The organism is Candidatus Fermentibacter sp. (assembly GCA_030373045.1).
Classification (GTDB): Bacteria; Fermentibacterota; Fermentibacteria; order Fermentibacterales; family Fermentibacteraceae; genus Fermentibacter.
The window spans coordinates 1-25,350 of the sequence record JAUCPW010000054.1; the positions used below are offsets into that span (position 1 = coordinate 1).

The 25,350-nt window shown below is 62.8% G+C and carries 26 protein-coding genes; 8 read left to right on the plus strand and 18 right to left on the minus strand.

Annotated elements, in window-relative coordinates:
- From rmuC to QUS11_09035, 6 genes are all read right to left on the minus strand, one after another.
- A partial coding sequence (gene rmuC, locus QUS11_09010) for a DNA recombination protein RmuC (protein MDM7993439.1) occupies positions 1-1,298 on the minus strand: 1,298 nt, incomplete at its 3' end.
- A gap of 319 nt (positions 1,299-1,617) precedes the next feature.
- Positions 1,618-1,854 (minus strand): hypothetical protein, encoded by a 237-nt coding sequence (locus QUS11_09015; GenBank protein ID MDM7993440.1) that lies wholly within the window; start codon positions 1,852-1,854, stop codon positions 1,618-1,620.
- Positions 1,855-1,869: 15 nt separating this feature from the next.
- Positions 1,870-2,082, minus strand: coding sequence for a hypothetical protein (locus tag QUS11_09020; protein MDM7993441.1), 213 nt, complete (start codon positions 2,080-2,082; stop codon positions 1,870-1,872).
- Positions 2,083-2,304: 222 nt separating this feature from the next.
- Positions 2,305-2,775, minus strand: a complete 471-nt coding sequence (locus QUS11_09025; GenBank protein MDM7993442.1) for a hypothetical protein — start codon at positions 2,773-2,775, stop codon at positions 2,305-2,307.
- Positions 2,775-3,098 (minus strand): hypothetical protein, encoded by a 324-nt coding sequence (locus QUS11_09030; protein ID MDM7993443.1) that lies wholly within the window; start codon positions 3,096-3,098, stop codon positions 2,775-2,777. Before QUS11_09030 ends, QUS11_09025 begins: the two co-directional genes overlap by 1 nt.
- 22 nt (positions 3,099-3,120) lie before the next feature.
- Positions 3,121-3,285, minus strand: coding sequence for a hypothetical protein (locus tag QUS11_09035; GenBank protein MDM7993444.1), 165 nt, complete (start codon positions 3,283-3,285; stop codon positions 3,121-3,123).
- Positions 3,286-3,761: 476 nt separating this feature from the next.
- Here QUS11_09035 and QUS11_09040 point away from each other — a divergent pair, with 476 nt between their 5' ends.
- Both QUS11_09040 and QUS11_09045 read left to right on the plus strand, forming a co-directional pair.
- Positions 3,762-4,412, plus strand: a complete 651-nt coding sequence (locus tag QUS11_09040; GenBank protein MDM7993445.1) for a hypothetical protein — start codon at positions 3,762-3,764, stop codon at positions 4,410-4,412.
- Complete coding sequence (locus QUS11_09045) at positions 4,409-5,272, plus strand: nucleotidyl transferase AbiEii/AbiGii toxin family protein (protein MDM7993446.1); 864 nt, start codon at positions 4,409-4,411, stop codon at positions 5,270-5,272. The genes QUS11_09040 and QUS11_09045 overlap by 4 nt, the downstream gene beginning before the upstream one ends.
- 58 nt (positions 5,273-5,330) lie before the next feature.
- Here QUS11_09045 and QUS11_09050 read toward each other — a convergent pair whose 3' ends face one another.
- The gene (locus tag QUS11_09050) at positions 5,331-6,029 is read right to left on the minus strand and encodes a hypothetical protein (GenBank protein ID MDM7993447.1); all 699 of its coding nucleotides are present in this window, start codon (positions 6,027-6,029) and stop codon (positions 5,331-5,333) included.
- A 152-nt stretch (positions 6,030-6,181) separates the two neighbouring features.
- A complete protein-coding gene (locus QUS11_09055) occupies positions 6,182-6,601 on the minus strand; it encodes a hypothetical protein (protein ID MDM7993448.1) in 420 nt (139 codons plus the stop codon).
- Positions 6,602-6,718: 117 nt separating this feature from the next.
- Between QUS11_09055 and QUS11_09060 the strand changes: the two genes are divergently transcribed.
- On the plus strand, positions 6,719-7,363 hold the full coding sequence (locus QUS11_09060; GenBank protein ID MDM7993449.1) for a hypothetical protein: 645 nt from the start codon (positions 6,719-6,721) through the stop codon (positions 7,361-7,363).
- Between the two features lie 186 nt (positions 7,364-7,549).
- Here QUS11_09060 and QUS11_09065 read toward each other — a convergent pair whose 3' ends face one another.
- The 9 genes from QUS11_09065 to QUS11_09105 form a co-directional block, all read right to left on the minus strand.
- The gene (locus QUS11_09065; GenBank protein MDM7993450.1) at positions 7,550-7,984 is read right to left on the minus strand and encodes a hypothetical protein; all 435 of its coding nucleotides are present in this window, start codon (positions 7,982-7,984) and stop codon (positions 7,550-7,552) included.
- On the minus strand, positions 7,968-8,228 hold the full coding sequence (locus tag QUS11_09070; GenBank protein ID MDM7993451.1) for a helix-turn-helix transcriptional regulator: 261 nt from the start codon (positions 8,226-8,228) through the stop codon (positions 7,968-7,970). Before QUS11_09070 ends, QUS11_09065 begins: the two co-directional genes overlap by 17 nt.
- 450 nt (positions 8,229-8,678) lie before the next feature.
- Positions 8,679-9,152, minus strand: a complete 474-nt coding sequence (locus tag QUS11_09075; protein ID MDM7993452.1) for a hypothetical protein — start codon at positions 9,150-9,152, stop codon at positions 8,679-8,681.
- Between the two features lie 375 nt (positions 9,153-9,527).
- On the minus strand, positions 9,528-10,118 hold the full coding sequence (locus QUS11_09080; GenBank protein MDM7993453.1) for a TrmB family transcriptional regulator sugar-binding domain-containing protein: 591 nt from the start codon (positions 10,116-10,118) through the stop codon (positions 9,528-9,530).
- A 314-nt stretch (positions 10,119-10,432) separates the two neighbouring features.
- Positions 10,433-12,235: a VCBS repeat-containing protein gene (locus QUS11_09085; GenBank protein MDM7993454.1), complete on the minus strand. Its 1,803-nt coding sequence runs from the start codon at positions 12,233-12,235 to the stop codon at positions 10,433-10,435.
- Positions 12,236-12,541: 306 nt separating this feature from the next.
- On the minus strand, positions 12,542-12,670 hold the full coding sequence (locus QUS11_09090) for a hypothetical protein (GenBank protein ID MDM7993455.1): 129 nt from the start codon (positions 12,668-12,670) through the stop codon (positions 12,542-12,544).
- Between the two features lie 365 nt (positions 12,671-13,035).
- Positions 13,036-13,941 (minus strand): hypothetical protein, encoded by a 906-nt coding sequence (locus QUS11_09095; GenBank protein ID MDM7993456.1) that lies wholly within the window; start codon positions 13,939-13,941, stop codon positions 13,036-13,038.
- A 76-nt stretch (positions 13,942-14,017) separates the two neighbouring features.
- Positions 14,018-14,683, minus strand: a complete 666-nt coding sequence (locus tag QUS11_09100; GenBank protein MDM7993457.1) for an EcsC family protein — start codon at positions 14,681-14,683, stop codon at positions 14,018-14,020.
- 338 nt (positions 14,684-15,021) lie between these two features.
- Positions 15,022-16,131 (minus strand): hypothetical protein, encoded by a 1,110-nt coding sequence (locus tag QUS11_09105; GenBank protein MDM7993458.1) that lies wholly within the window; start codon positions 16,129-16,131, stop codon positions 15,022-15,024.
- A 596-nt stretch (positions 16,132-16,727) separates the two neighbouring features.
- On the opposite strand from QUS11_09105, the gene QUS11_09110 reads away from it, so the two are divergent.
- From QUS11_09110 to QUS11_09125, 4 genes are all read left to right on the plus strand, one after another.
- Positions 16,728-18,104: a hypothetical protein gene (locus tag QUS11_09110; protein ID MDM7993459.1), complete on the plus strand. Its 1,377-nt coding sequence runs from the start codon at positions 16,728-16,730 to the stop codon at positions 18,102-18,104.
- A gap of 17 nt (positions 18,105-18,121) precedes the next feature.
- Positions 18,122-19,030 (plus strand): hypothetical protein, encoded by a 909-nt coding sequence (locus QUS11_09115; protein ID MDM7993460.1) that lies wholly within the window; start codon positions 18,122-18,124, stop codon positions 19,028-19,030.
- A gap of 166 nt (positions 19,031-19,196) precedes the next feature.
- Complete coding sequence (locus QUS11_09120; protein MDM7993461.1) at positions 19,197-19,910, plus strand: class I SAM-dependent methyltransferase; 714 nt, start codon at positions 19,197-19,199, stop codon at positions 19,908-19,910.
- 49 nt (positions 19,911-19,959) lie between these two features.
- Positions 19,960-20,493: a hypothetical protein gene (locus tag QUS11_09125; GenBank protein MDM7993462.1), complete on the plus strand. Its 534-nt coding sequence runs from the start codon at positions 19,960-19,962 to the stop codon at positions 20,491-20,493.
- A 71-nt stretch (positions 20,494-20,564) separates the two neighbouring features.
- Here the strand turns inward: QUS11_09125 and QUS11_09130 are convergent, their stop codons facing one another.
- Positions 20,565-22,949, minus strand: coding sequence for a C25 family cysteine peptidase (locus QUS11_09130; GenBank protein MDM7993463.1), 2,385 nt, complete (start codon positions 22,947-22,949; stop codon positions 20,565-20,567).
- 405 nt (positions 22,950-23,354) lie between these two features.
- On the opposite strand from QUS11_09130, the gene QUS11_09135 reads away from it, so the two are divergent.
- Positions 23,355-25,346, plus strand: a complete 1,992-nt coding sequence (locus QUS11_09135) for an aminopeptidase (protein ID MDM7993464.1) — start codon at positions 23,355-23,357, stop codon at positions 25,344-25,346.
- The last annotated feature ends 4 nt before the right edge of the window (positions 25,347-25,350 follow it).

Here is a 25,350-nt window from a genome sequence, read left to right on the forward strand (position 1 = left end):
TCGTCGAGGGAATCGGACATCGCACGGTCCACCAAGGCCGTGGGGATTGGTGTCTTCACCTTCAGGCCGAGGCGGCGCATCATCTCCACCTGGCGGATCAGGTTGCCCGGGCCTGCGCTGAGCCGGCCGAAGGAATCGTCGATGGCCTGGGTCAGCTCGGCGGCCTTGATGCGCGACTTCTCGATGGATTCGGCCAGGAGGCGTGCCTTGTCGTAGATGGCCGAGGCGCGGTCGGCGATCTCGCGGGTGTTGCGGGCCTCGTCGTCGCGGCGCCAGAACTGGGCCACCAGCTTCAGCATGAGCAGGAGGGTGACGGGCCCGGTGACCACCACGTTCCCTCCGGCTGCGTCGTACTGCAGCTCGGGGTCGGCGTTCATGGCGGCCTGGAACGCCGGCTCCACCGGGATGCACATCATGACGAAGTCGAGGGTGCGGTCGCCCAGGAGGTTCTCATAGGCCTTGGCCCTGAGTTCGGCAATGTGGCCGCGCACCGAGGCGATGTGCTCCTTCAGGTCCTTCCCGGCCTGGTCGGCGTCGTCCTGCGACGCGAATCGCTCGTAGGCCACGAGCGAGACCTTCGAGTCGAGCACCACCGCCCTGTCGCCGGGCAGGTTCACGATGAAGTCGGGGACGAGTCTGGCGCCGTTTTCGTCGGTGAATACCTTCTGCGCCTCGAAGTGGCGGCCCTCGACAAGGCCGGCGCTCTCGAGCAGGCGCCTCACCACCAGCTCGCCCCAGTTGCCGCGCGCCTTGGCGTCGCCCTTGATGGCCCTGGCCAGGTTGTCGGCGTCCCTGCTCACCTGGGTGCTGAGCTCCTGCAGGTGCCTGATCTGCTCGATGAGGCTCTGGCTCTGCTTCGAGTCCTCGGTGTGGACGTCGTCGACGCGCTTCCTGAAGGCATCGAGCTGCTCCTTCAGTGGCTGGAGGACGGCCGAGAGCTTCTCGCGGTTCTGCTCCGACAGGGCGGTGCCCTTCTCGTCGAGGATGCGGCCCGCGAGGTTCTCGAACTCCTTCTTCAGCCTCTCCTCGGCGGCCTCGAGCAGGCGGATCTTCTCGTCCGCGCCCCTGCGCTCGTGCTCGAGAGCGGTTTCGAGCCTTGCGGCCTCGGTCCGGAGGGTGTCCGCCTCCGAGGCTCCAGCTTTGAGTTCGGCAAGCGCCTGGAGGTTGGCGGCGTCCTGGGCCTTGAGGCCTCCCAGCTCCTCGCGGAGCGAAGCCTCGCGGCGCATGGCCCTGAACAAGAGGAATCCGAGGGCGGCGGCCAGCAGGGCGAAGACGGCGGCCAGGATCTCAGGCCACATGGCGGGGCTCCCGGGGTGTGCGGCGATCCGTCGATGCGAGGGAAGTCGCCGTCCGATCCATGTTCAGCGATCCATTACCCATTTCATTACCCATTGAATCGGGTAGTGCCCATTTCATCGAAGCGATTGGTGTCGCGGGATGCGGTGGTGTCGAGGGCGAGCCGGTTCCGAGCTGATCGAAGGTGGAGAGCCGGGAGGGCGGGGAGAAGGCCCGCGGCCTGTTCAGTGTTCCTGCCAGGAGGATCATGCCCCACCCGATTCCCGGGCCCGGCAGCGGCTCGCCGGGCGCGTTTGCGTGAGTATCAGGAGGCCGCATCAGCTAGTCAACCGGAGCGCGGCGTGTAGGCCACTCGCTTTTCCACAAGGACTTCATCTCGCCGCCCCAGTAGAGTATGAGGATCAGCGGCAAGTACAGAAGCATCATGTATCCCTCTTCAGCGCAGTACCGCACGCTTGCCCAGTCGAGCAGGTCCCACCTCCAGGTCAGGATGATGCCGACCATCATCATCAACAAGCCTGTCACGACATATCCGGCCAGAAAGTACAGAATGACCATCCCTCTCCCTTCCGATTATCGCGCCTGGTTTCCGTGTTCGAAGGCTTCGACGATCCTCTTCGTGCCGCTCTGGATCACGGTTGCCACATAGCCGACCCCGACTGTCAGGAGGCCACAACCGAGAAGAGTAGCTGCGACACACTGCTGGATCGCGCTATCGGCACCACCCATTCCCATTAGCCCTGCAACGAACATCAGGCCCCCGAGCACGAACAGGACGACGCTCATCTCTCCCCCTCCCTGACTCGAGTTTCGATCCCGGCAGAACCGATTGTCGTACCGTTGTGTCATGGATTGAGCATTTCTCATGCCGGGGATGCAAATCCATGGAACACCATGCCATTCAAGGCGTTGAGGGAATGCCGGCACGTTCCTATGATGCGGCCCTCCCACGATTTCATCAGGCACGGACCGGCATTCCGTGATCTGCGGTCATATCCTGACGGCCAGTCATTTTGCGTGGTGCCGGCGAAGGGACGGCTGTGCGGGGAGGCTCGCGTGCCGATGTGACCAGCCGCCGGCGGCGATTTTCGAGCTGTAGTCCTGGTGCGACATCACCTCGACGATCTCGAGGCGAGCGCCGGCCTCCCGGCAGATCAGGCGGTAGTAGCTCGGAAGAGGCACTGAGATGATCGTGTTGTAGCCCTCTCCCTTCAGCCGCTTGCCCCCCAGGGTGAACCAGCGGGTGCCGGCCTCGAGGAGGCGCACGATCTTCAGCGTGGCATCCTGAACGGCGGCGGGCATCTTCTCGATGCCCTCCGGGCCGCCTTCGAGCGATACCTTCCGGGCCTCCTTCTCCATGGTTCTGACGCAGCGCTTCTCCTCCTTCTCGCGCCTCTCCCTCTCGATCTGTTCGCAGATGTGGCAGCGGGTGCCCTTCCCCCTGTGCCCGCACGGGAACGTGTTTCTCTGTGCAGCCATCACTCCACCTCCTCGAATTCGGCGAAGTACATCGGAACCCTGTCGGCGAACCACGGCAGGCAGACGCCCATCGACTTCTCGGCCCCACCGTCGCCCGGGTCGGCGAGCGTGAACTCTGTTTCTGCTTCGATGGGGATCAGCGCGGTGTAGTGCACCCACTCTTCGACACCGGTGCTCTCGATCCGGTAGAAGAGGCCGTCGGCCAGGAACTCCCAGGCCTCGACTACGACCCTGCGGGCCTTGCTGCCCGCAAGCCTTGCCACGCTGCCACGGCTCACAACCAGGATCCAGCACTGGTCTTCTGCGGTCAGTGTCGTTCCCATCACTGCACTGCACCAGCTCCTTTCATGCCCCACGCACCACCCTGGCTGCCTCGCGCGGCGACATGAACAGCAGAGCGAGGATCGCGGCGAGGATCAGCAAGAAAAGGGCCAGGACGCCCAGGCGGTTGGGATGGCCTGCCGCGCCAACGGCGGTGCCGTTCCTCTGATTCTGCGTGATGTTGCGCATTTGATACATTCTCCTTTCTGCCTCTACTATACTGATACCCGATTCTACCCCCGGGTGTCAAGCCCTATCTCCATAATAATCAATAAGATAGATGAAGATGATAGTACAAGAAGAAGGTGAAGTTATAATCTTCATGAGTATTGAAGATTTGTGATGAAAATGAAGCTTGTATGAAAGAAGAAAGAGATATGAGATGAAGAAGAGGGATCTTCAACTGAAACGAGAACAGGAAGAGAAAGAAGTAACTGATATCGAAGCGAGGTTCGGAGCGGTCTGAACTGAATGCCCGGCAGTCAGTGATCCATCAGTCGAAAGTTGCCGTATCTCCCATCCCTGGAGGGTGGTGGCTAGTACACCCTGGATTTGGAATGGTCACCTGGAAAACAGCCTGGCCCCATGTGACAACGGGGGTTGCCATCGGTCATTTCATGTAGGATACTTCCGTTTGCCGGAAGTATCTTGCAAGGATGTGACGTATGCTCGATATGACGATCGATCTGCTGAGATCGGGGCCTCCAGGCAGAGTGCTGCGGCAGTTCGAGATCGAGTCCGCCCTCGGCGGAACACCCGCAAGGCGGTACGGGATTGTGAACCGGGCCCTGGCACGGGGCGAACTCGTCAGGCTCCGCAGGGGCCTGTACGTGCTTCCCGGGATAGGGGGCGAGGTGGCGGGGTCATCCCTCGTCGCGGCCAATGCGATAATCCACGGCAGCTACGTCTCGTGCGAGAGCGCTCTGTCCTTCCACGGGCTGATCCCGGAGAGGGTGACAGTCCTCCTGTCCGCATGCCAGGGAAGAGGGTCGATCTTTACCAATCCCCTCGGCGAGTTCCGCTATTACCGCATCCCCGCCAGGGCGGGCTGGTTCATGGAGGGTGTTTCGTCAGAGGAAACAGGTGGCGGAAGGGCGCTCGTTGCGTCCCCGCTGCGAGCTCTGGCGGATCTGGCGTACACGCGCAGGATCGAGGGGCCGGTGCGCTCATTCCTGGTGGATTCGCTAAGGATCGATCCGGACGATCTCTACTCGATAGAACCTTCCGCAGTCGCCTCTATGAAGAAGGCATTCCGGTCGGGAGCCGTTCGACGCTTCCTCGACGGTCTCCTCGAACTGGTGAGGGAGGTGGCATGAGCACGCCGCTTTCGGACAGGATCGCCTCGGCCTCTCCCCGAACGCCCGGGGAGGAGGATGCCGCCATCCGCGAAGCGATGCAGGAGCTCGCCCTCTACGCGCTCTCCGGGACTCGCTTCTTCTCCGACGCGGCTTTCCACGGCGGAACCTTCCTGAGAATCCTGCACGGGCTGGACAGGTTCTCCGAGGATCTGGACTTCTCGACCGGCCGGCCGGAACCGGGATTCGACTGGCGCGAGCATTCCGGAGCACTCGTCGATATCCTGCAGGCTCACGGGCTGGCCTGCGAGATCCGTCCCAGGGCCGCGGATGCCTCCCCGGTCAAGGCAATCTCGGTTGTCACGCCCGGGCCAGACGCCTCTCTGCTGAGATTCGCGCATCGCAAGGGCAGGCTCATCCGGGTGAAGCTCGAGGTCGATACCAATCCGCCGGAAGGGGCGAAGACGGCCGTGGCCTATGCCGGCTTTCCCGTTGCCCACGCGCTGCGCTGCGTAGACCTTCCGAGCGGCATGGCGGGCAAGTGCCATGCCGTCCTGTGCAGGCCGCATCTCAAGGGGAGGGACCTCTACGACTTCTCGTGGTATGTCGGGAGGGGAGTCGGCCCGAACCTCGTCCTGTTGAAATCTGCTCTTCTCCAGAGCGGGCCGTGGAAGGGAGATGCCGGGATCCTGCCCGATCCGGAATGGCTCGCACAGGCACTTCGGAAAAAGGTTTCCGAGATCGACTGGGAGGACGCAAGGCGCGACGTGATGCCCTTCCTCGGCGAAGCCGGGCGAAGGAGCCTGGCGCTATGGAACGGCGATTTCTTCAACGATCTGATCACAAGGCTCATGGCGTCGACAAAGCACACCGCCGGGTGAAGACTGGCTACGGCATACGGCTGTCAGCGAAAGAGCAGCCTGATCCCGGTTCCCGGTCCTACTCGGACAGTTCGAAGTGGATCGTCCACCTGCCGGTGGCGTTGCCGTCTTCCGGGCGGTAGGGGATGTCGATGTACACGTCAGTACCTTCACCAAGATCGTCGCGCGGGACGGAGAAGACGACCGCGCTCGAACCGATCGAGTTGCCGGCATAGCCGGGGTATTCCCAGACCAATTCGGGATCGGTGATCGAGAACCCTTCGTTGAACCAGATCCACACCGTGGGTTCGATCGGCACGATGGGAATGTCCTCGCCCGCATCCGGATCGGCCATGTCGGCTGCCATTCCGGCGTTGATGATCGTGAGATTGGGGGTGAAGGGCTCCGGGCCGTGCGTCACCTCGGCCTCTATCGCCTCGTCGTCCGATTCCCAGGCTGGCTGGAGGGTGAAGTACTCGATCGCACCCGCACCCTGCTTCTGCATCGAGGGCACGGTTCCTCCCGAGCCCATGGGAGAGACCTCGGCGGCGAAGCTGGCTGCGAAGACCGGGCTGATCGAAGGGCCGAAGATGACCCGGGAGAAGTAGCTCACGCTCCTGTAGGTCTCGATGTATCCCTGGTCGCCGTAGGGATCGGCAGGATCGGAGTATTCGAGAGTGACGGTGATGTCATACGGAGGCGAGGAGAGGAAGACCTCTTCCCCTGAAGCCGCGTTCACGGCCAGCACAGCTGGCGCTACGAACAACAGCCACTTCACAGCAATGCCCTCGCATTCCGGGCGGTGCCGGACTCCCCCGTCCGGCATGCCCGCAATTGTATACGGCATCGCACCTTCTATGGAAAGCCCGGGGCGCCGGAGGCAGGTTCGCCGGGTTCGGAACTTATGCGGGGCTGGGACAGTTGCGGCGGTCAGGCTCCCGGGAAGCCGAACCTGACCTGGAGGTCGGCCGCGAGATTCGCCAGTGCCGGGTCTTTCGCAGGGCCGTCGAAGCGGGGCAGCTGCGACAACCTCTCGACGAAGCCTCCGCTGTGCTCGATGCGGGGCGAGAGTCTGATCTGCGTCCAGGAGTCGGACCCCGGCACGGGGCTGCACACGAGGCTCTGGACGAAGCACTGGAAGGCGAGCTTCTCCTGGTTCATCTGGCGGAACGTGGCGGCCAGCTTCGACCAGCAGTCGTGCTGATCCTTCGCGGGACGTTTCGAGAGGTCGCGCTGGAGCAGGTGGAAGGCTCCGGCAGCATAGTCGTTCCCTGCCACGAATCCCTCAGCCAGGATCTGCCAGGAGCCTGGCCCCCCGATGTCCCGATCGAAGCCGGACTGCTGCTTCACGGCCCTCCCATTGTGCCGGACCCCGTTCATCGACAATACTAAAAGCATAGACGACAGAAGGCCATGACGCCCGGGCACGAGCCGGGCGTCGTCGACTCTCACGGGAGGTTCATCCGAATGCATGCCGTTCTTCTAGCCGCCATGCTCGCCGTTGAGCCCGCAGGCGGCACCCGCCTCATAGACAACATGTTCAGGTACTACAATCCCGAAGAGGCCCTGCCGGTGCCGGACGCAACGCTGTACAGCGCCGAAGAGCTCATTCTGGTAGAAGCGGCGATGCAGCGCCTGCAGGCCTTCGTTCCCCTGACCGAGATGCCCGGACACCTCTACTTCGAGGAATCGATCGCTCTCGAGAAGCGCCAGGGCCTCGAGCAGACGGCAGCTGTGCTCTCGGACGACCCTTCCTACGCGCTGACGGTCATGGAGTACCTCGCCGACGCGCCGATCTTCTACGAGTGGGAGGGGATGCACGACGGCCCCCTGGCCGAGGCGGAGTACGCCGCGCAGTACCTGTCGGAAAACCCCGAGACAATCATCGAACCGTTCCTGCTGACGTTCCTGCTGCACAGGTACCGTGCTGCCTGGGAGTGCGCGACGGTGAGCGGCGACGAAGCAGTTGCGGCGCAGACGCTCGAGGCCTTCACCGGCTTCTACATGAGAGCCGAGGCTTACGGAGACCCGACGCTTTCTCTGGTTGCCCGCGAGCTGAAGGATGCGCCCTCGATCTACATGTACGCCGACTTCCCGGGCTGGCCCCGCTAGCCGGGGTCTGGCTACTTTTACGTTAACACGCACATCCGGTTGTCGGACAGCATCCTGGCAGGCAGGCCGAAACGGGCGGTTTCCGGGTTTCCGGGAGGCAGGTCCGGATAGCCTCTCCAGCTCGGCGCGTCGCTCTCGAAAGTAGCCTGACCCCGGGTACCCGGGTACTGACCCCGGTACGCCCCCCTACATCCTCGTCCTGAGCCAGATGCTCGAAACCAGCTTGGTGACGGCCATCACCCCCAGGATGCCTATGAGCATGGGATCGAACGGGATCGAATCGCCTGCCGTCGGGGCGCCGCGCCAGGTCTGGTACACCATCGCCGCCACAACGGCGAAAACGGCGGCCACGGAGCAGTTGCGCTCGATGATGAGCTGATGCAGGCGCTCGCGCTCGTCGTGATGCCTGCCCATCGCCGCCCAGATCGAGACGGCGTCGATGACGAGCAGCCCGATGACCGTGAGTGTCAGGGCATCACGGACGCCCTCCCGGAGAGGTGCCAGCGAGATCAGACCCAGGGCCGCGATGAAGCAGAGGATGTAGACCCATCCCTGCCAGGTCCTGGGGGCCAGCCCCCAGCCCGCAGTACGGTACGTGAACCACTCAGGCCTTCCCAGCATCATCCACCTCCATATCCGGGATGCCGAACAGATCCTCCACCCGGCATCCGAAAACCCGTCCCAGCCTGAGCGCGAGCTCCAGCGAGGGCACGTACCTGCCGGCCTCGATCGAGTTGATGGTCTGGCGCGAGACCTTCACGCATCCAGCCAGTCGATCCTGCGTTAGCCCGGCCTTCTCGCGGAACTCTCTCAACCTGTTCATGGAGAGCCCCATGCTCGACCTCCCCTCCGGTATGTAAAGCATACTTTACGACAAGCGTACTTGTCAACGGGAAGCGCAATGCCGTCTTCATCCGGCACAGGAACAGCCGCGACATGTACGGCAACCCGGATGCGAACCTCGAGCATGCCGGTCTGTTTCCGGCAGGAGATGGGGTGCTCGCTGTGTTCATCAAAGAGGTCATCCGTGTGCATGCAGACACTTCTGCCAGGAACGTCCGGGCTATATCCTCAGCCAGGTTCGCGGGGCGGCGGGAGTGCGTCGTTCGAGGGGAGGTGCCGGGATCGCGCCGGCCTGCGCCGTGCCGCTCCCGGGATCGTGGTCGTCAGGATGCACAGGGTTACGGCATCCTTCACGGAGAGCTTCTTCGAAACAGAGGAATGCTTCGACGGATCGATCCGCGAACCGTGCTTTCGCTCAGGGCTGGTCACTCAGAGCGGGGGCGCATCGGGTCGGCATCGAATCGGTACTTGGCTAGAACATGTACATCAGCGCGCCTGTCAGGCCGATGAAGCCGTCTCCCTCCAGGCCGGTTCCGCTGGGACCGATGCCGACGCCGATGTCCAGGGTGGTTGAGAGATGCCAGAACCGGACGGCCAGCCCGAGGCCGGGCCAGAGGAAGACGAACTTCCGGCTCCCGCCGGTCGGATGCTCGTAGGTGCTGTCGCCTCCGGTCAGGCACAGGCCGAGGGAGGGGCGGAGCCGCAATGCGGCGTCGCTCCTGTCCAGCATGACGCGGGCGCTGATCCAGTCCAGGCCGTCGTCGACACCCAACATGGCATCAAGGCAGAACCATCTCGAGAGCGAGTGCTCGAAGGCGATCCCGCAGTCGATCGTGGAGTGAAGCTCGACTGCGGGGCCGATGGCATTCCCCGGATACCCCGCAGCGGCTCCGGTGTCCGCGTGGAGCACCGCAAGGAGAGTCAGGACTGCCCAGGCCGATCGCATCGATCCATCCGATCTGATCTGAAGGTAGTAACCTGAGTGACTCTTGTGTCACTCATAGATAGCCCATCGGGAGGGCGCGCACCATCACCGATGACCGGTGTCAGGCTACTTATGCGTTAGCACGCGCAACCGGCTGTAGAATACCGAACTGGCTGATCGGTTGAGGAGGTCCGTTTCTGGATGACCGGCATACGCGCAAAAGAAGCCTCTGCGGACCGGCACTTCCATGTCGAGAGCAGCCTGACCCCGGTACGACACCGGCATGCAACGTCCAGCGGAGGCACGATCACTGAAACCGTGAATCGAGGCTGCAGCGGCCAGGCAGGAGCGCCTGGCTGAAGGAGGATCGTTCGGGCCGGCGAGAGTGCATCCGTATCAGAGGTGCTCCAGGAGCTCGTTGAGGGCTTCCGATCCGGGGTCGTTCGAGCCGTACACCTTCCAGAGCCTGTTCAGCTCCTTCCCTATCTCCTCCCGGGACTTCCCCGCTCCGAACATCAGGGTGATGCGGTAGAACATGGCCTTGTTGAGATAACCCTGGTAGACGCATGGCGCGATGAAGGGGTTGCGGCTCCAGACCGCCTGATAGACCCGCTTCTCATCGGAGGAGATCACAGCGATCAGGTACTCGCGGCCGTCGGCCATCACAGCCAGCCACTCCCCCGGGATCTCCGTCCTGCAGCTCTCGATGACCTCGCAACCATCCACAGACGTCCCATCCCTGTGTGCATGAACCAGGCAGGTCACGCCGCGGGAGGCCGCATCCTCGACCGCTTGCTGTATCCGGGCGAGCGGGATGCCGTAGGCATCGACGAGAAGGTTCCTGCGTGCGGATCTGACGATTTCGGCCGCGCGGGCGTACACCTGGGGAACGTTCTGGAGCCGGTATACGCCCTCCTCCGGCGGGAGCCCCCCGATGCCGGTGAGACTGGCCTCCAGCGTCGTGCAGGTCTGTTTGAGGCCCGTCACGAGGTTGTCGATGAACTCGCGGATCGGAACGGCCGAGAAGCTCCGGCTCCTTCCGCTGTCGTCTATGACAACGGCGCCCTTCGCCCCGAGGGTGTCCAGCGCCTTGTACGTGTTGGGGACCGGCTTGCCCAGGAGCTGGGCGACCCTGTAGCCCGTGACTCCCGGCTCCCTCAGGAGAGTCAGATAGACGTCGGCCTCGAGTGCGGAGAAACCGAGTGACAGGAGCTGGGATTCCGCGGTGTCTGCCAGTTTTCTCCTCCAGCCATTGATCAGTGCGGAGGGGTGGCCCCCCTCCGCCCGAACATCGGCTCGAACTAGAGGACTGTCACGCTCACGTCGGCCGAATCCCCTGTCATGCTGTGCGCCACGACGAGGTACACCCCCGGGACCAGGCCGTCTACAGCCATCGTCGCGCTGCAGCCGCCCTCCATCTCCAGCTCCGACCCGGCCCTCACCCTGCCGGAGGCATCGTACACCAGCACCTCCACCGGACCGCCTTCGGGGTTTTCGATGTGGACCGAAAACCCGGTTCTGCAGGGATTGCCGCATGTGATCCCGATCGACAGGCTGCCCGGGGCTTCAGGGCCGATCCCAGTGGGATCGAAGCCGAAACTGAACGAATCGACGACCGGAGAGACCGATTCGTCGGCTGTCGTGAATGCGATCCTGTACTGGAAGTACCTGTCGACCTGTCCGCTCACTGTAGAAGGGCTGGTGTAGGGAGCCGACCACCCGCCCATCGAGGAGGGATCGTCGGATGTCCTGAACTGAACGGTCATCGAGGTTCCTGAGGGAGACGACGCTTCCCAGTCGAAGGAGGCGTACTGCGGCTGGCACCCGGTGTCGAGGATCGAACTCTCCAGCCAGCCCGAACCCAGGAAAGATGTGGCCTCAACCCAGAACAGCCTGTCACCCGAGAATCCGGAGCAGACCAGGTCGAGATCACCGTCGTTGTCGACATCGCCGGCTCTTGTCAGAGAAATGGTGCCGAGACCCGATATCATCTGGTGCTTCACCCAGGTGGTCCCGGCATCCTGGTTCTCCCACCAGGCCGCTCCCGCCGACCCGAACGAGCCGCATGACACGTCATAGTCACCGTCACCGTCGATGTCCGCGGGTTCGGAGCAGCCGGGAGCGCCGAAGGTGCCTATGTCCTCCACGGTCCAGGCGACAGGCGACCCGCCACCGTTGCGGAGCCAGAACAGTGAGTTGTCGTCCATCCCGGCACAGACCAGATCGAGGTCGCCATCGCTATCCAGGTCGCATGCTCCCACTCCATGCGCTCCATTCACTCCTGCTGCGGCCACCTGTCCGGTCCAGGCAGGCGACGGACCGCCCGATCCGTACCAGACCTGAATCCGGTCGGATTCGTAACCAGCAGCCACTATGTCGGTCTTGCCGTTTCCGTCGAGATCGCATACGTCCAGCCTGCAAGGATATGTGAGGACTCCTACGGTCTGCTTCACCCATACGATCGGAGACCCGCCGTCGTTTCTCCACCAGACGACCTGGTCGTCCTCCGCGGAAGCTGCCGCGATGTCGAGGTCACCGTCCTGGTCGATGTCGAAGGCTTTCGCGTCGTGCATCCCGTCGAGTGAAGAGTCGACGATCTGTTCGTCCCATGCCGGGATCTCTCCCCCCAGATTCGTATACACTCTCACGCTGCCGGGAGAATAGGTCGTGGTGAGAATGTCCAGGGTGCCGTCGGAGTCGATGTCAGCGAAGCAGCAACCTATTTCGGCCGTGCAGTTGTTCACTGTAGACGTCACCCACCCCCCCTGCCCGTCGGAGAGCCACAGCCTCAGTTCGTTCCCCTCGAATGCGGTGGCGGCCAGATCGTTGAAGCAGTCGCCATTCACGTCGCCTACCGCCGCGGAGTAGCATCCGAAAAAGGACATGCCTACATCGTGCCTGACAGGTGATGAGAGAGGCTCCGATTCAAGACACAGCTGTCCCGGCACCGGGAGCCATGCTGTCCCGTCCGAGTCCAGGAAGGATCCGCTCCAGGACGAAACCGGACCCTGGACGCCAGGACCGTCCTCCCAGCTCTCCTGGGTGCTGACGGAACCGGCGCAGACGACCGCGGAAAACAGGGAAGCAGCTATGAACGCTTTCATCTCAACCTCCTAGTATCATGGCGCTGCTTCTGTATGTTAGTTGCTTCTTACAACTATGTCAAGCGGCGAATTGATATCTCATGAGTGCGCCAGGAGAATGCTCGTGAAGGTCAGGATGTAGCCGGTAAACGGGGTCTTGACCGGGGTCTTGACCGGGGTCTGTGACCGGGGGCTGGCTACTTTTGCGTTAACACGCGCAACCAGTTGCAGAACAATATCCTGGCAGGCAGGCCGAAATGGCCGGCCGCGCGACCCGGGGAAGCCTCTGCGGATAAGCGCTCGTGATGGATCACGGGCAGCGGGATATCAGAACATGTATCTGACGCCGAGAGCCAGGCCGGGCGATGCTTCATCGAGGTAGTCCGCACCGTTCCTGTATGCGGAATTCGCCTCGAGGCCGGCTGATATCCGGCCTGTCTCCCCGTTGATGTCCAATCCGGGCCAGGTGTGGGAGTTTCTGCCGCTGCAGCCCCTGATCTCATCATCGGCAGGGACGCCGGCTATGCAGAAGCCGGCGGAAGGTCCGATCTGCCGAGGCGCTCCCGTCCAAGATCAGCCTGAGTCCGATGAAGTCGGTATCGTCGGACCAGGTGGCAGTCGTACCGATGGCGAGGAGGCGGCAGACACTTCTTTTCCGAGTCGAGCCCTACATGGCCCATGATCGTGAGCCGCTGACCGGCGGCATCGAGCCGGGGGGCCGGGGGATGATGCCTGAACAGCCTTCATGAAGACGACTGTGACCAAGGCGTGCGATATTCCCGGCATCTCCGCCTCGTTTCCTCTGACGGACGGCTCGTCGGCTACTCGGGCGCCAGGACCACCATCCTGAGATCCCCGGATCCGTACTGGCAGTAGATGTAGATCGTGCCGTCGTCGCCGGCCTCGAGCAGGAGCGGGTGATACTCAGCCTCGCCGGGGACGAGACCGGTCAGCGTGATGGAGTCGGTCTCCTCCCATTGGGAGTCGAGGATCCTCACGCGCGGCTCGTCGGTGCATCCCAGATAGATTCGGCCGGCTTCGTCGGCGGCGATGCAGGTTACATCGGAGGCAACGGCGTGCCCGCCCACGAGCGTACCGCCCATGGTGTACTCCCAGATCGAGGAGACCCCGGCGGAGAAGACAAGGATGTTGCCGGAAGCGTTGACGGCGATGTTGTCGATGCCGGGGTACTCTCCATACTCCAGCCCGGGGACCGTCCATTCCGCCGCCAGCGAGCCGGTCTCGTCGTACACCTGCACCTGGTCTGCGATCAGGTCGACTGCTCCGACCGCAGCGCCGGGCAGACATCTCAACCACGAGAGCTCCTCGAACTGGCCCTCGCCCGTTCCATAGCCGCCCCAGCCCCCGAGGAAGGTGCCCGCGAGGTTGTACATCAGGATCTGTGAGTCATCGTGACTGCCGACGAACACGATCCCGTTCTGGCTGACCGCGATGCTCCGTCCGTCGCTGTCGAAGTCCCAGGCCCCGAGGTATGTGCCGTCGTCGGAGAGGTACTGCACCCTTTCGTTATCGCGATCCGCGAGGTAGACATCCCCCGAGACCGGTGCGACGGCGAACTGGAGGATGTCGCCGAACTGGCCCCCGGCGGAGCCCCTCGAGCCCCAGACCGAGAAGACGGCCCAGTCCTGCCCGCCGGTCGGGCCGGCTGTGTCGTCGCCGCAGGAGAGTGCGAGGAGAGCGGCGGAGAAGAGCAGTATCCTCTTCATGATCCCCCCTTGTGAGCGTAAGCGGGCGCGGATGGCCCGGATGCACGCGATGCCTGTCCGACCGAGCGATCGAGCATCAGTCTCCCGAGTAGTAGCGGATCGCGGTCCTGCCGACCGCCTGGGTGGCGAACCAGTCGAAGACGAACCCGATGGGAGCGCCGATCAGCGGTGCGGACCTCTGAGACTTGACCAGCGATTTCCTGCCGACCCTGGCGGCGACCCGGCGGCCCAGGGCGGCCCACACCTTCACCATGACCTCCTGCGAGATCTCCTTCTGGATGGCCCTTCGGGTCATGGCACGGGTGACCTCGATCCCCACGCGCTTGAGGGCTTCCTTGGCCGAATCGCCTGCGAGGACCATGAGGACGTCCGTCTTGAGATTCTCGGGGTCGGTTTCGCGCCGGAAGGCGTGGGCTATCGCGAGGATCATCGTGATCTGGATGCGCCAGGAGGCGATCACATCCGCCGGTACGGTGACGGGCATGGTGAGGAAGCCGCCGATGCCTGTCACGGCGCCCACGAGACCGTTCTTGAAGGCCTTCCTGCGGACGATCATGCGGGCGAGTTCGATGTCGGTGGCGGAGGGATGCCTGGCTCTGATCCTGTCCACATACGGAGCGATCTTCGGGTAGGCGGACAGGACCATCCGGTCGACGAGCTTCTCTAGCGCGCCGACCTTCCTGGCGATGTCGGGTTTCGAAGGCGTGCCTTCCTGCACGACCCCGCAATCCGTCGCGATCATTTCCGTCTCCTGCATGGCAGTAATATGATGGGGTCAGACTACTCTCGCGTTAACAACTGTATCTAACTGTACTCCTTGATGTTATGAGGTTATGCATTTTACAGGTTATCCAGGCGAGAAAAGCGACATTCCGCAAAGGCTTTTCCAGTGCATTCTTAGCCTGATGCTGCAGAATGCCGGGACAGGCTTTTTCGATGGGCTCTTTGCCGATTCGGGCGAATCAGAGAGCATCTGAGGGTTAACGCGAAAGTAGCCTGACCCCAAATGACCGATGGCTCAGGAGCTGCCGGCAGGCTCAGGAAGCCCGCCGGCAGCAGCGGGTTGCGGCGATCGCGCCGCTAGGGCGCCACCCTCACGTACATCCTCTGTATGAAGAAGCGGAAGTCCATCTTGCTGTAGACCGAAACATCGTTGGCGAAGGTACGGTGACGGCTCATCGTACCCGCCTCGGGCAGCACCCATGCGTCCTTGGCATAGGCCTCCGCGGAGAAGAAGTGGAACCAGTAGCTCGATCCCGGGGTGAGGTGGCGGAAGGACCACGACCCCGACCTGAAGCCATCCCACCTGTTCCAGGAGGAGGATGACGTCCGGTAGCTTCCACCCCTGACACGGAAAGTGGCGTAGTCGTACTGGCTGGAGAAGGAATCGGAGATTCCGAATTCATCGTGGAGCGAGAGGTAGTGGAGGCATTCGGACGGCTGCATCTGCACGTAGACCTCGAGGATGCCCGCCGAAGGCATCTTGTACCACCAGCCGACCCTGGATTCGAAGTCGACGTTCGCCGTGTCGAAGTCTCCCGCGTCGTTGTCGTGCAGATAGCTGATGTTCCCAACGAACGCGGCCGCGCTGTCGGCATAGACCGTGGGATCGAAAGAGAATCCGTCCGTGAACCCGTCGTACCACCATGCCCAAGTACTGCTGGGCGCCACCTTCTCGACCCATGGATTGAGCTTGCCCTCCCTGACGGCCTGGGGGATCTCGCCCGGCAGCATCACCCTGGCCGGCCTGCCTTCGTAGACAGGCACCTCCGGCTTGAAGGCCCTGTCGAAGGCCTTCCTGAAGTCCTTCTTCACCTTACCCAGGACCGTGGCATCGATGCCGCTCCTCTTCATGAACTGGGCGGTCTTCGCGACACGTTCGGCCAGCAGCCTCTCGATCCCGTCATTCGTCAGCCGCTTCTCCGCACCGGTGAACATCTTCTCGTCGAAGCTCTTCTTCTCCGCTGCCATGAACGCCCTGAGACCGGCCTGCTTCTCCCGCGACATCACGGAGTCGAGCGCCGCGCGGTACTTGGCCTGGATGTCCCTCATGCGCGCTACCGACTTCTCGAGCGCGACCACCCTCTTCGCCCTCTCCGACTCGACGGCCTTCAGTACTCTGAAAGCATCCTGATCCGGAATGTCGGGCTGGTTCTCGATCGAGAACCTCGAATCGCTCTTGAATTCCATCGATACCCTCCCGTCTCGTTCTCACGGCTGCTAGACGACCGCCCCGATGATCCGGCAGGGATGTCCATGGGAACCACCTCCCTCGCATTGACCTGACCAGCCTGCATCCCGCGCGGTCCTTCATCTCCGCCGATGACGGCAGGGAGTCACGGGGCTGAGATGCCAGTGCATATGATAGATGCACCTATCAATTTGCAGCAAGGAGCCCCACAGACTCCGATCTCGTGATATTCCATATCGATGAATGCAGGGAAGGCGTTCTCGTGTCGGCACATTTCACAATCCGACCTACCAGTATGGCGTGCTGAGTGATGCAATATCGAGCATCGTCCGGGCGATTGCGCGGTATAGGTGCATTTAGCTAGAGTATTCAGAATCTCGGACCTCGAAACCCAGCGCTGAGCCAGCCTTTGATGCAGATTATCGGCTGCTATTGCCGATCTGATCGCGATAATGATGCGTTTACGATCACGGATGCAGACATGGAGAGCCGCTTGCATCTCCGTACCGCTTCACGCCCGCGTCCGCCGGGGTGGCAGCGTCAGGACCGGTGCGCAATATCTTGCCAAGTGACAACAGCCGATGGGGGTTACGGGATGAGATCCACAGGAGGGTTCGCTGCTGCTGCACTGGTCGTCGCCCAGGCCGTCTCGGCCAACGGCGGGCCGATCGGGGGATCAAGGATCGTCGGGACGGGCGACATTCGGTTCGAACAGACCGAAGGGGTCGAGCTGAAGTCAGAGGACCTCGCGTTCGTCGTGGACGGCGATTACGTCGATGTCGACGTGGAGTACATACTCGAGAACTCCGGCCCGGCGAGGCGCATCGAATTCGCCTTCCCGGTGGACTACATCTCGGATGATTACGACCTCGATTATTTCCATGACCCGGAAGGGGCGTTCCCGGACGAACTCGACAGGTTCTCCATCTTCCTGGGGGATGTGGAGCTGATGCCCGGAGTGTTCACCACGGACACCTCGGAGATCGTCCTGGACGACTATACGTTCAAGCGCAGCACCTGCTGGTTCACGACACCCGTCGATCTTGAGGCGGGCAGCAGCACCCTGCGTGTCAGCTACAGGTACCAGCCCTACTTCCTGGATGCTGCGTTCAGCAAGAGCTGGCTCCCTTACTGGAGCCCCAGGACGATCATGTACAGGCTCGATCCGGCGGGCTACTGGGGCGACGGGGTCGTCGACAGGTTCGACTGGAGCATCGACCTGTCGCAGGTCATCGCTACGGGGGACAGATACTCCGTTCCCGCAGGCGGCAGATGGGTCGAACCGGGGATCTACGCCTGGTCGGGTTCCGACGTGGACCTGAAAACCGCCGGCCCGTTGACGTTCAGCTACGAGGTGTATAGCTGGAAGGCCAGCGCGTACACTCTCGAACACAGGATCGGGCCGGACGATGTCGTGGAGATACGCGCATCATCCGTTCTCGCATCCCAGGGAGGTATCGACTACGGCCCCGAGAACCTCCTCGACCTCGACTTCACTACGGCATGGTGCCCGGGAGGATCTTCGGGTGGCGCGGGTTCATGGATCGAGATAGAACTGGAGCCGTGCCTGTTGGGCGAGATCTACCTGGTCAACGGCTACACGAAGAGCGAGGAGAACCTGGCTGCGAACTCGAGGATCAGGTCGTTGAGAGTCATCGTAGAGTGCGACGAAGACAACCCTCTTCGGGAATACGGTTACAGCAGCGACATGAACGAGATCATCGAGCTGGAGGATCCGGGCTCGGAGGTCATCCCGGTGGATGATCGCGAGTGGACAGCGTTGGATGCCGGGAACTTCACGTCGCGTGCAGACCGCATCTGCTCGCAGGCCGACATCGGCGCCCCGGCGAACCGGATCAGGATCGAGGTGCTGGATATCTATCCCGGTGACGAATACCAGGATCTGTGCGTGAGCGAGATAGTCATCGCGGGATACGACCAGGAAGCGGTCGAGAGCTGGTATTCGGACTGACGCTCCTGCTGGCCCTGATGGTTGGGATCCTCCTGGACGCGCCGGCCCTGGAGGCTTTCGTCGAAGGAGCCACAGCGCCGGGCAGATGCTGCCTCGCTGTAGCAGGCGACACCATCCGGATCGATCCGGGCGAATCCTGCGACTGGTTCCTGATAAGGGCGATCCCGGGCTCATATGACGATACGGGCCAGGGATGGTTCCACGGCGCCGACACGCTCTACTACTCTACGACATTCCTGCAGGGGGGCACCGGGAACCTGAGATTCATCGCAGGAGAGGACTCCGGGCTGCCATCGGCCGGCACCTTCTACATCGCCGCCGCACGCCCGGGCATTGCGATGCCCGACACCATCGCGAGCCGGGAGCCGATCCACGCGGTCTGCCCCTCAATTGTTCAGGTGGCTGTGAGATCCGGCGACACGTACACCGACTACCTCCTTGAGACCATCGGTACGCCGTTCATCATGGCGCCGATGAGCACTCCCGGCGGATTCCACCAGGCCGACGACAGGATGGGCTTCGACTGCGCCGGACTCGCTGTCTACGGCGCCCGGCGGATGGGGATGGATGTCGGCTACCTGGGCCCGGCGGGGATCCTGCCCTTCCTCGAGCCCGTGCTGGATGGGCTGTTCGCTCCCTGTGAGATCGACGGAACAGTTCTCTATCTCGACGACTCGGGTGCCTCTGTCGTCATCGGCGATGAAGGCCTCAGACCCGGAGACATCCTGCACTTCCGGGTGCAGGTGTCGGTTTTCCTCGAAGATGCCGGCACACCCGGCCTTCTCGACCCGCAGGACCTGGTGATCCAGTCGTGGTTCGACGGGCCGATGATCTGCACTCTCGAGGAGAACGGCTTCTACGGCCTACCCCTCCGCGTGCTGAGATGGGGTCAGGCTACTCCTGTGTCAACAGTCGTATCGCCATGATTTTCAAGTCTTTACGCGCATGGTCGTTTTACTGGTGTTTCGCGCGGATGGATTGCCTTTCGGAATCGCCGCCAGGATCGGTGCATCGATCATGGAAGCAGGCCGATACGGAGAGGATATTACAGAAACCTGACGGAAGCTTCGGAGTCGGCCGGAGGAGTGGACGTTGGAGACATATTCAAAGGCAGCATGGTATTACGACAAGCTCTACGAAGGGAAGGACTACGCCGGCGAGGTCGAGCGCCTGATCGAACTCGCCTGCCTGAGGCCTGCTGACGGTTCGCTTACCCTCCTCGACGTCGCCTGCGGGACGGGACGCCATATCGAGCACCTGCGGGGAAGATTCTCGGTCGAGGGCCTGGACATCTGCCCGGAGCTCCTGGACGATGCCCGCAGGCGCAATCCAGGCGTCCTCTTCCATCACGGCGACATGACATCGTTCGATCTCGGCAGGCGTTTCGACGCCGTGGTCTGTCTGTTCAGCGCCATCGGCTACGCCAGCTCCATCGGGGGTCTGAGGTCGGCGGTCAGCAGGATGGCCGTACATCTCGCCCCCGGCGGGGTGCTGGCGATCGAGCCGTGGTTCACACCGGCCGACTGGCGGCCCGGCACGACCCACGGCCTCTACATCGACGAGCCGGATCTGAAGATCGCCAGGGTGAACACGAGCATGGTCCGCGGAAGGATGTCCGTGCTCGACATGCACTACCTGATAGGGACCCCGGAGGGGACTGAGCACCTGGAGGAACACCACGAGCTTGCCCTCTTCGAGAGGGAGGAGATGGAGGAGGCATTCCATCTCGCAGGGCTCGGGGTGCGGTTCGATCCCCAGGGCCTCACGGGAAGGGGCCTGTATCTCGGGAGGGCAGCCGGTTCCTGAGAAAGTTAAAGGAGTTAAAAGCGTTCTTGTCTGTGACGGGAGGCGAGGGATGAGGGTGACGGGTTTCCTGGCGCTCGGCTTGCTGTTGGCGGCACGCACTGCGGCCGCCGACGACGAAGCGTCGAACCGCCCCGTGGTCAGGTCCTCGGAGCACGGCATCTGCTACGCAAGGAGCATCCCCGAGGAGGACTGGGGCACCTCCGGCGAGACTCTGGTCTACTTCGTCGACATCGGCGAGGATGAGCTCATCTCGAGATACGGCTGGTTCTCGTCGGAGATCTACCTCGGCGGCTCGGGCGATCGCACGGTCGTGAGGTTCGGCCCCTGGCAGAGGGGGACGGCCCCTGATGCATCGCACTTCGCCCTGGGCATCTACAGGGATGGGGAGACGATCCGGGAGTACTCCACCCTCGAGCTGGCCGAGGCCGGCAGCGGAGTTTCCAGGAGCGTCTCCCACTACGAGGTGTTCGGCGAACGGTTCGGTTTCAGGTGGCTGGACAGCGGGACGTACGTCTTCGAGGTCGAAGGGGCGGACGGCGGGGTGATGTCCTTCGACCTCGCGACCGGAGACATCCTGGACTGATCGAAGAGCGGGCCCGCACGCGCGGGCCCGCCCGGACAACGATTGAACCGCCTGTCGGCGGCGCTGTGCGGCTACCTGAGCAGCACTGCCTGCGCAGTTGCCGATCCGGCCCCCGAGGAGAGCCTCAGCCAGTAGATCCCCGAGGGCAGCAGCGTCCCGTCATCTTTCGTGAAGTCCCAGGTCATCTCATGGGAACCTGTGTCCAGGTCACCCGAGAATACCGTCGAGACCACCCTTCCCGCGAGGTCGAAGGCCTCGATCGTCGCAGGACCCGCCGAGGGGGTCGAGAAATCGAGGGCAGCCGTACCGGTGGACGGGCAGGGGCTTATGGAGCCGAAAGCCAGGACGCCGACCGCGCCTTCGCCGCCTCCGATGCCGAGAGCCGTGACCGTGATGATCCCCTGGTATGGGATACAGTTGTGGGCGGTGGCGGTGACCACGATTTCACCGATCGACTCGGGGCCGGCATAGAGGGAGGCCTGGCCGGAGGCATCGGTCGTCGCGACCTCGTAGATGTCGCCGTTCTTCCATTCACCCTTCTGGATGCAGACCCTGGCGTTCTCGACCGGCCCGTTCTGGTCGGATACCGTCACGACGATCTGCGTGTTACCTGCTATAGAGGCGGGGTGGCCGACCGTGAGTTCGCGCGCGGCCTCCGTCCAGACCGACACTTCCGGATCGCCGAACAGGTTGTACTCCTTGATGCACCAGTCGAGGACCTCGACGTCGAAGCTGTCGGCCCATGCCGTCGGAGGAGCGAAGTGGTCCATGCTCACGAGATGGGCCTGGCCCAGCGGGATCACCCCTGCGACCAGGTTCTCGTAGTAGAATCTCTCGCAGAGCCTCTCGCTCGGGCCGTAGCCGGGTTCGCCATAATGGCCAAAGCCGTATCTCGAGTTGAAGGCCCCGAATCCGCCGCCGCCGGGGCTCGCGAGCCAGGCGTCGCCGCAGCACTCGTAGCCGTCGAGTTCGCCGATGTCGCAGGCGATCGAGTTCCATATCGCCGGTAGGTGGCCTGACGAGATGTTCGTCTGGGCCATGATGTCATCTACGGTGTATTCGCTGCCGTAGGACGTGTACATGAGGGTCGGGCCGCCGTGGCTCGCGTGATAGACGTGATGCGGACCGGCATTGATCATCTCGATGGTTATCGCCTCGCTGTTGCCGGTCTCCTCGTAGCAGCGCTCCTCCTCCCACTCGATGCCAGGGATGTATCCGGAGATGATCTCCGCGCTCGCCGCGCCCGAATAATCCTCCCACAGGATGCCCGTGGAGTAGCCGATGCGCATCTCCCTGGGGGCCGTCTCGAAGTAGTCGAGGGCCGAAGGGACCGCTTCGTAGGTCATCACCTTGTCGACGAAGATCTCCGCCTCGGCGGTGGTGGAGACGCTGGCCCTGCCGACCCAGAGATCGGGGTGGTAGTCGACCTCGTCGGTCGATTCGCCCCAGATGTGGTTGCCGTTCATGTCCCACAGGTCGACCCCGGTGTCGTTGATGTCGGCGAAGTAGAGGTCGCTGGGGGCGTTTTCCCCTTCGCCGTAGGCGTACATGTAGGCGTCACGTGCGGGCAGGATGTCGTCATCGCCGAAGAGCAGGACCCAGTCGGTGCCGTCGTCGCGGCAGTCCGCAAGGAAGGCCCTGATCTTCTGCTGGAGATCGTATCCATCGTACTGTGCTTCGATCCAGATGGTCGTGTAGACCTCTGCCGGCACCCCCTTTGCCGTCTTCCAGGCGACCAGCTCGGCAATCTGACCATCGAAGCCCGGGGGAGCGATGATGACGTACTGGCCGTACTCGAGATCCCTCTCGGGCACGATCGCCGCGCCGGAACCCCTGACATCATCGGGATTCACGACGATGCGGCGGGCCAGATCCACCGCCGCCGCCTCGCTCGAGGCGGCACGCCTCTGGATCAGTACGGCCGAGGGATCAGGGGCGTATTCGACTTCGAGGGTGATGTGCTGAATGACCTCCAACTCGAGCGTCGCGGGGTTCCACCTCACGGGATAGATGGTGGCGTACGCCATGGGGATCCCCCAGACGGAGCCGGAGCTGTTGAACAGGCATGCATCCGAGGGGAAGAAGGCGTCACGGGAGTAGATCAGTGGATCAGGCAGCGACGGCACGACCGCGTCAGCCATGGACAGCGGGAAGCACGGCCCTGCTGGAGCGATGCGGTACTGTCCCTGTACGACCGCATAGACTGCATCGACTGCCCGTATGGCCGTCGCGGAGCAGCCCACGGGCAGCGCGATCCGCACGGGAAGAGTGGGGAGACACGGCTGTCCGTCGGATTCGATGAGCGACATACCTTCCAGCCGGGGCGCCGTGTAGAGACCGTTCTCGTCGAGCCTGACCCCCTCAGGGTCGAACGGAACATCTATCTGCATTACGTCGGCGTATGCCGCTGCCGTCATCAGCATCGCCGCAAGCGGGGCGCACAACAGGGACTTCATACCTCTTCCTGCCTCTCCCGCCTTCCGGGGACCGGCGGAACCCCTTCCTCCCGCGATGAAATCCAATGCAACGATAGTGACAATTCTCCCCCGCCGCCAGAACAGAATGGGGTCAGACTACCATTGCGTAAACACCTCTATTGCCATGTCCGGCAATTTGTTACAAGACGCTGCAGATTACAGGTTATCCCGGCGAATAAAACAGCCCAGTTGGGGCATTGCTCGATCGGACACTGGGATAGGGATATTCGACTCAACTCCCGCAGATCCTGCCGGTTCTGATGGTTTCGCCTTATCTTCTTCTCCAGCATCTAGATGAGCATACTCGAGGAGCGGAAGGTTAACGCAAAAGTAGCCTGACCCCGATTGGAGTATAATCGGGGGACTCGAACAGGGAGGCGGGACGTGGGAAGGTGCACGATCAACGAGTGGAAGGCGCTTCTCGAGCAGGTCAGGAGCGCGTCCGACAGGCTCCGCGGCAGGACCGATCCCATGGCCCGCTGCCTCTCCGACGCTGCGTCCCGTATGCTCTATCTCGCCTCGATGGAGGAAAAGCTCGACGGCGAGTATTTCGACACCGCGTCCATGGATGTCCTGGCTCGGGACAACGCAGCGTTGTTCCCGGTCATCGAGGGCGGGGACTACTCGAAGAGCCTGGTGAATCCCTCCGTGGCCGTGCGCGAGCTCGGCCGCGAAGCCGGGCAGGCCTTCGCTATGTGGCGCACTCAGATCGAATCGTGCGGCCCGTCTCTCTTCAGGCATGACCTGGACAGGCTATCGAACGTCTTCGGCGTACTGCCCGCGCTCGTCTCCCTCGACGGCCCGGAGGGCATCCCGGTGGTGGTTGCAGAAGCCTCCCGCAGAGGATGGGCGGCCAGGTTCCTGAAGAACAACCTCGAGAGGATGGACCCCGCCTTCACTTTCTTCCGCGATACCGTCTTCGGCGCCGTCCCGGGCGACCGCCGGTACCTCTACCGCTACGGGGTCAGGATCTCGAAGGCCGACATGGACATGGCGACGCACGTCGAGGGGCTGTCGCACGAGAAGGCCGACCTCATCGCGCGCACCGTCGTTGGATCCTACGTACTCGGATTCGAGATGGACGGGAAGGACCTCTCGAGGAAGCGGACGGCATCCCTCTACATGCCCGCCGGTTTCGAGAGGATCGGCAGGAAGATCGACGCGGAGATGACGAGGCACTCGCTCCGGACGATCTTCAGCGGGATCGAGGTCAGGAAGCGCAACCAGCAATGGAACTACGACGGCAGGTTCGCATGGGCGCTGTTCCTCGACGAGGCGACCCGCGACTCGTTCATCTCCGACGTGCGCAGGGGCTTCGAGGAGGCCACACCGAATCCCGCCGCATATTCCGGCCCCATGTTCGTCGATACATTCGGCGACGAGCCCTTCTCCCCCGTACCAAACCCCGACGCCATCTCGCCTTCCGCCGAGGCGAACACCCTCTACCGCGAGCTCTCGATGAAGCTGAACGAACTGACCGACAGCTTCTGCCCCAGGGCCGAGACCGGCTTCGTGATGGCGGACTTCCCGAGCCCGGAGACAAGGGGCGACTTCCGCGCCATCTTCGACGAGACAGTCGAGATGAACACCCTGGACAACGACGAGTACCTCGCGATCCACAAGGTCCTCATCGACGCCCTCGACTCCGGGGAGAAGGTCAGGGTGAAGGGTGCCCCGGGCAACAGGACCGACCTCGAGATCGTGCTGCACCGCCTGGAGGATCCGTCGAAGCAGACCAACTTCGTCAACTGCGTCGCGACGGTGAACATCCCCGTGGGTGAGGTCTTCACGTCACCGGTGCTCTCGGGCACCAACGGAACCCTCCACGTCGAGGAGGCCTTCCTGGACGGACTCAGGTACACGGATCTGGTGATCGAGTTCAGGGACGGCTACATCTCGGACTACGGCTGCGCCAACTTCCCCGACCCCGAAGAGGGGAGGAAGTACATCTACGAGAACCTGATCCATCCCCACAAGACGCTCCCCATCGGCGAGTTCGCGATAGGCACGAACACGTTCGCCTACCGGATGGCGACCAGGCACGGGATCATGGATCTCCTGCCAGTGCTCATCCTCGAGAAGACAGGGCCGCACCTGGCGATCGGCGACACCTGCTTCTCGTGGGAGGAGGACCACCCGGTCCACAATCCGCTGGACGGCAAGGAGGTCGTCGCCCGCGAGAACGAGAAGACCTGCCTGAGGAAGACCGATCCGATGGAGGCGTACACTGCGAAGCACACGGACATCACGCTTCCCTACAGGACGCTGGGCAGCATCTCGGCCGTGGCGCCCGACGGCAGCGAGGTCTTCGTGTTCCGCGGCGGCCGGTTCGTCCTCCCGGGGACGGAGAAGCTCAACGAGGCGCTCGACGGCTGACGAC

Coding starts and splice junctions, on each gene's coding strand:
- QUS11_09040 (MDM7993445.1), top strand. CDS start 3,762: ATGCTCGATATGACGATCGATCTGCTGAGATCGGGGCCTCCAGGCAGA.
- QUS11_09125 (MDM7993462.1), top strand. CDS start 19,960: ATGAGGGTGACGGGTTTCCTGGCGCTCGGCTTGCTGTTGGCGGCACGC.
- QUS11_09100 (MDM7993457.1), bottom strand. CDS start 14,683: ATGATCGCGACGGATTGCGGGGTCGTGCAGGAAGGCACGCCTTCGAAA.
- QUS11_09105 (MDM7993458.1), bottom strand. CDS start 16,131: ATGGAATTCAAGAGCGATTCGAGGTTCTCGATCGAGAACCAGCCCGAC.
- QUS11_09035 (MDM7993444.1), bottom strand. CDS start 3,285: ATGCGCAACATCACGCAGAATCAGAGGAACGGCACCGCCGTTGGCGCG.
- QUS11_09095 (MDM7993456.1), bottom strand. CDS start 13,941: ATGAAGAGGATACTGCTCTTCTCCGCCGCTCTCCTCGCACTCTCCTGC.
- QUS11_09110 (MDM7993459.1), top strand. CDS start 16,728: ATGAGATCCACAGGAGGGTTCGCTGCTGCTGCACTGGTCGTCGCCCAG.
- QUS11_09020 (MDM7993441.1), bottom strand. CDS start 2,082: ATGAGCGTCGTCCTGTTCGTGCTCGGGGGCCTGATGTTCGTTGCAGGG.
- QUS11_09030 (MDM7993443.1), bottom strand. CDS start 3,098: ATGGGAACGACACTGACCGCAGAAGACCAGTGCTGGATCCTGGTTGTG.
- QUS11_09025 (MDM7993442.1), bottom strand. CDS start 2,775: ATGGCTGCACAGAGAAACACGTTCCCGTGCGGGCACAGGGGGAAGGGC.
- QUS11_09130 (MDM7993463.1), bottom strand. CDS start 22,949: ATGAAGTCCCTGTTGTGCGCCCCGCTTGCGGCGATGCTGATGACGGCA.
- QUS11_09045 (MDM7993446.1), top strand. CDS start 4,409: ATGAGCACGCCGCTTTCGGACAGGATCGCCTCGGCCTCTCCCCGAACG.
- QUS11_09070 (MDM7993451.1), bottom strand. CDS start 8,228: ATGCTTTACATACCGGAGGGGAGGTCGAGCATGGGGCTCTCCATGAAC.
- QUS11_09060 (MDM7993449.1), top strand. CDS start 6,719: ATGCATGCCGTTCTTCTAGCCGCCATGCTCGCCGTTGAGCCCGCAGGC.
- QUS11_09115 (MDM7993460.1), top strand. CDS start 18,122: ATGGTTGGGATCCTCCTGGACGCGCCGGCCCTGGAGGCTTTCGTCGAA.
- QUS11_09085 (MDM7993454.1), bottom strand. CDS start 12,235: ATGAAAGCGTTCATAGCTGCTTCCCTGTTTTCCGCGGTCGTCTGCGCC.
- QUS11_09065 (MDM7993450.1), bottom strand. CDS start 7,984: ATGCTGGGAAGGCCTGAGTGGTTCACGTACCGTACTGCGGGCTGGGGG.
- QUS11_09075 (MDM7993452.1), bottom strand. CDS start 9,152: ATGCGATCGGCCTGGGCAGTCCTGACTCTCCTTGCGGTGCTCCACGCG.
- QUS11_09015 (MDM7993440.1), bottom strand. CDS start 1,854: ATGGTCATTCTGTACTTTCTGGCCGGATATGTCGTGACAGGCTTGTTG.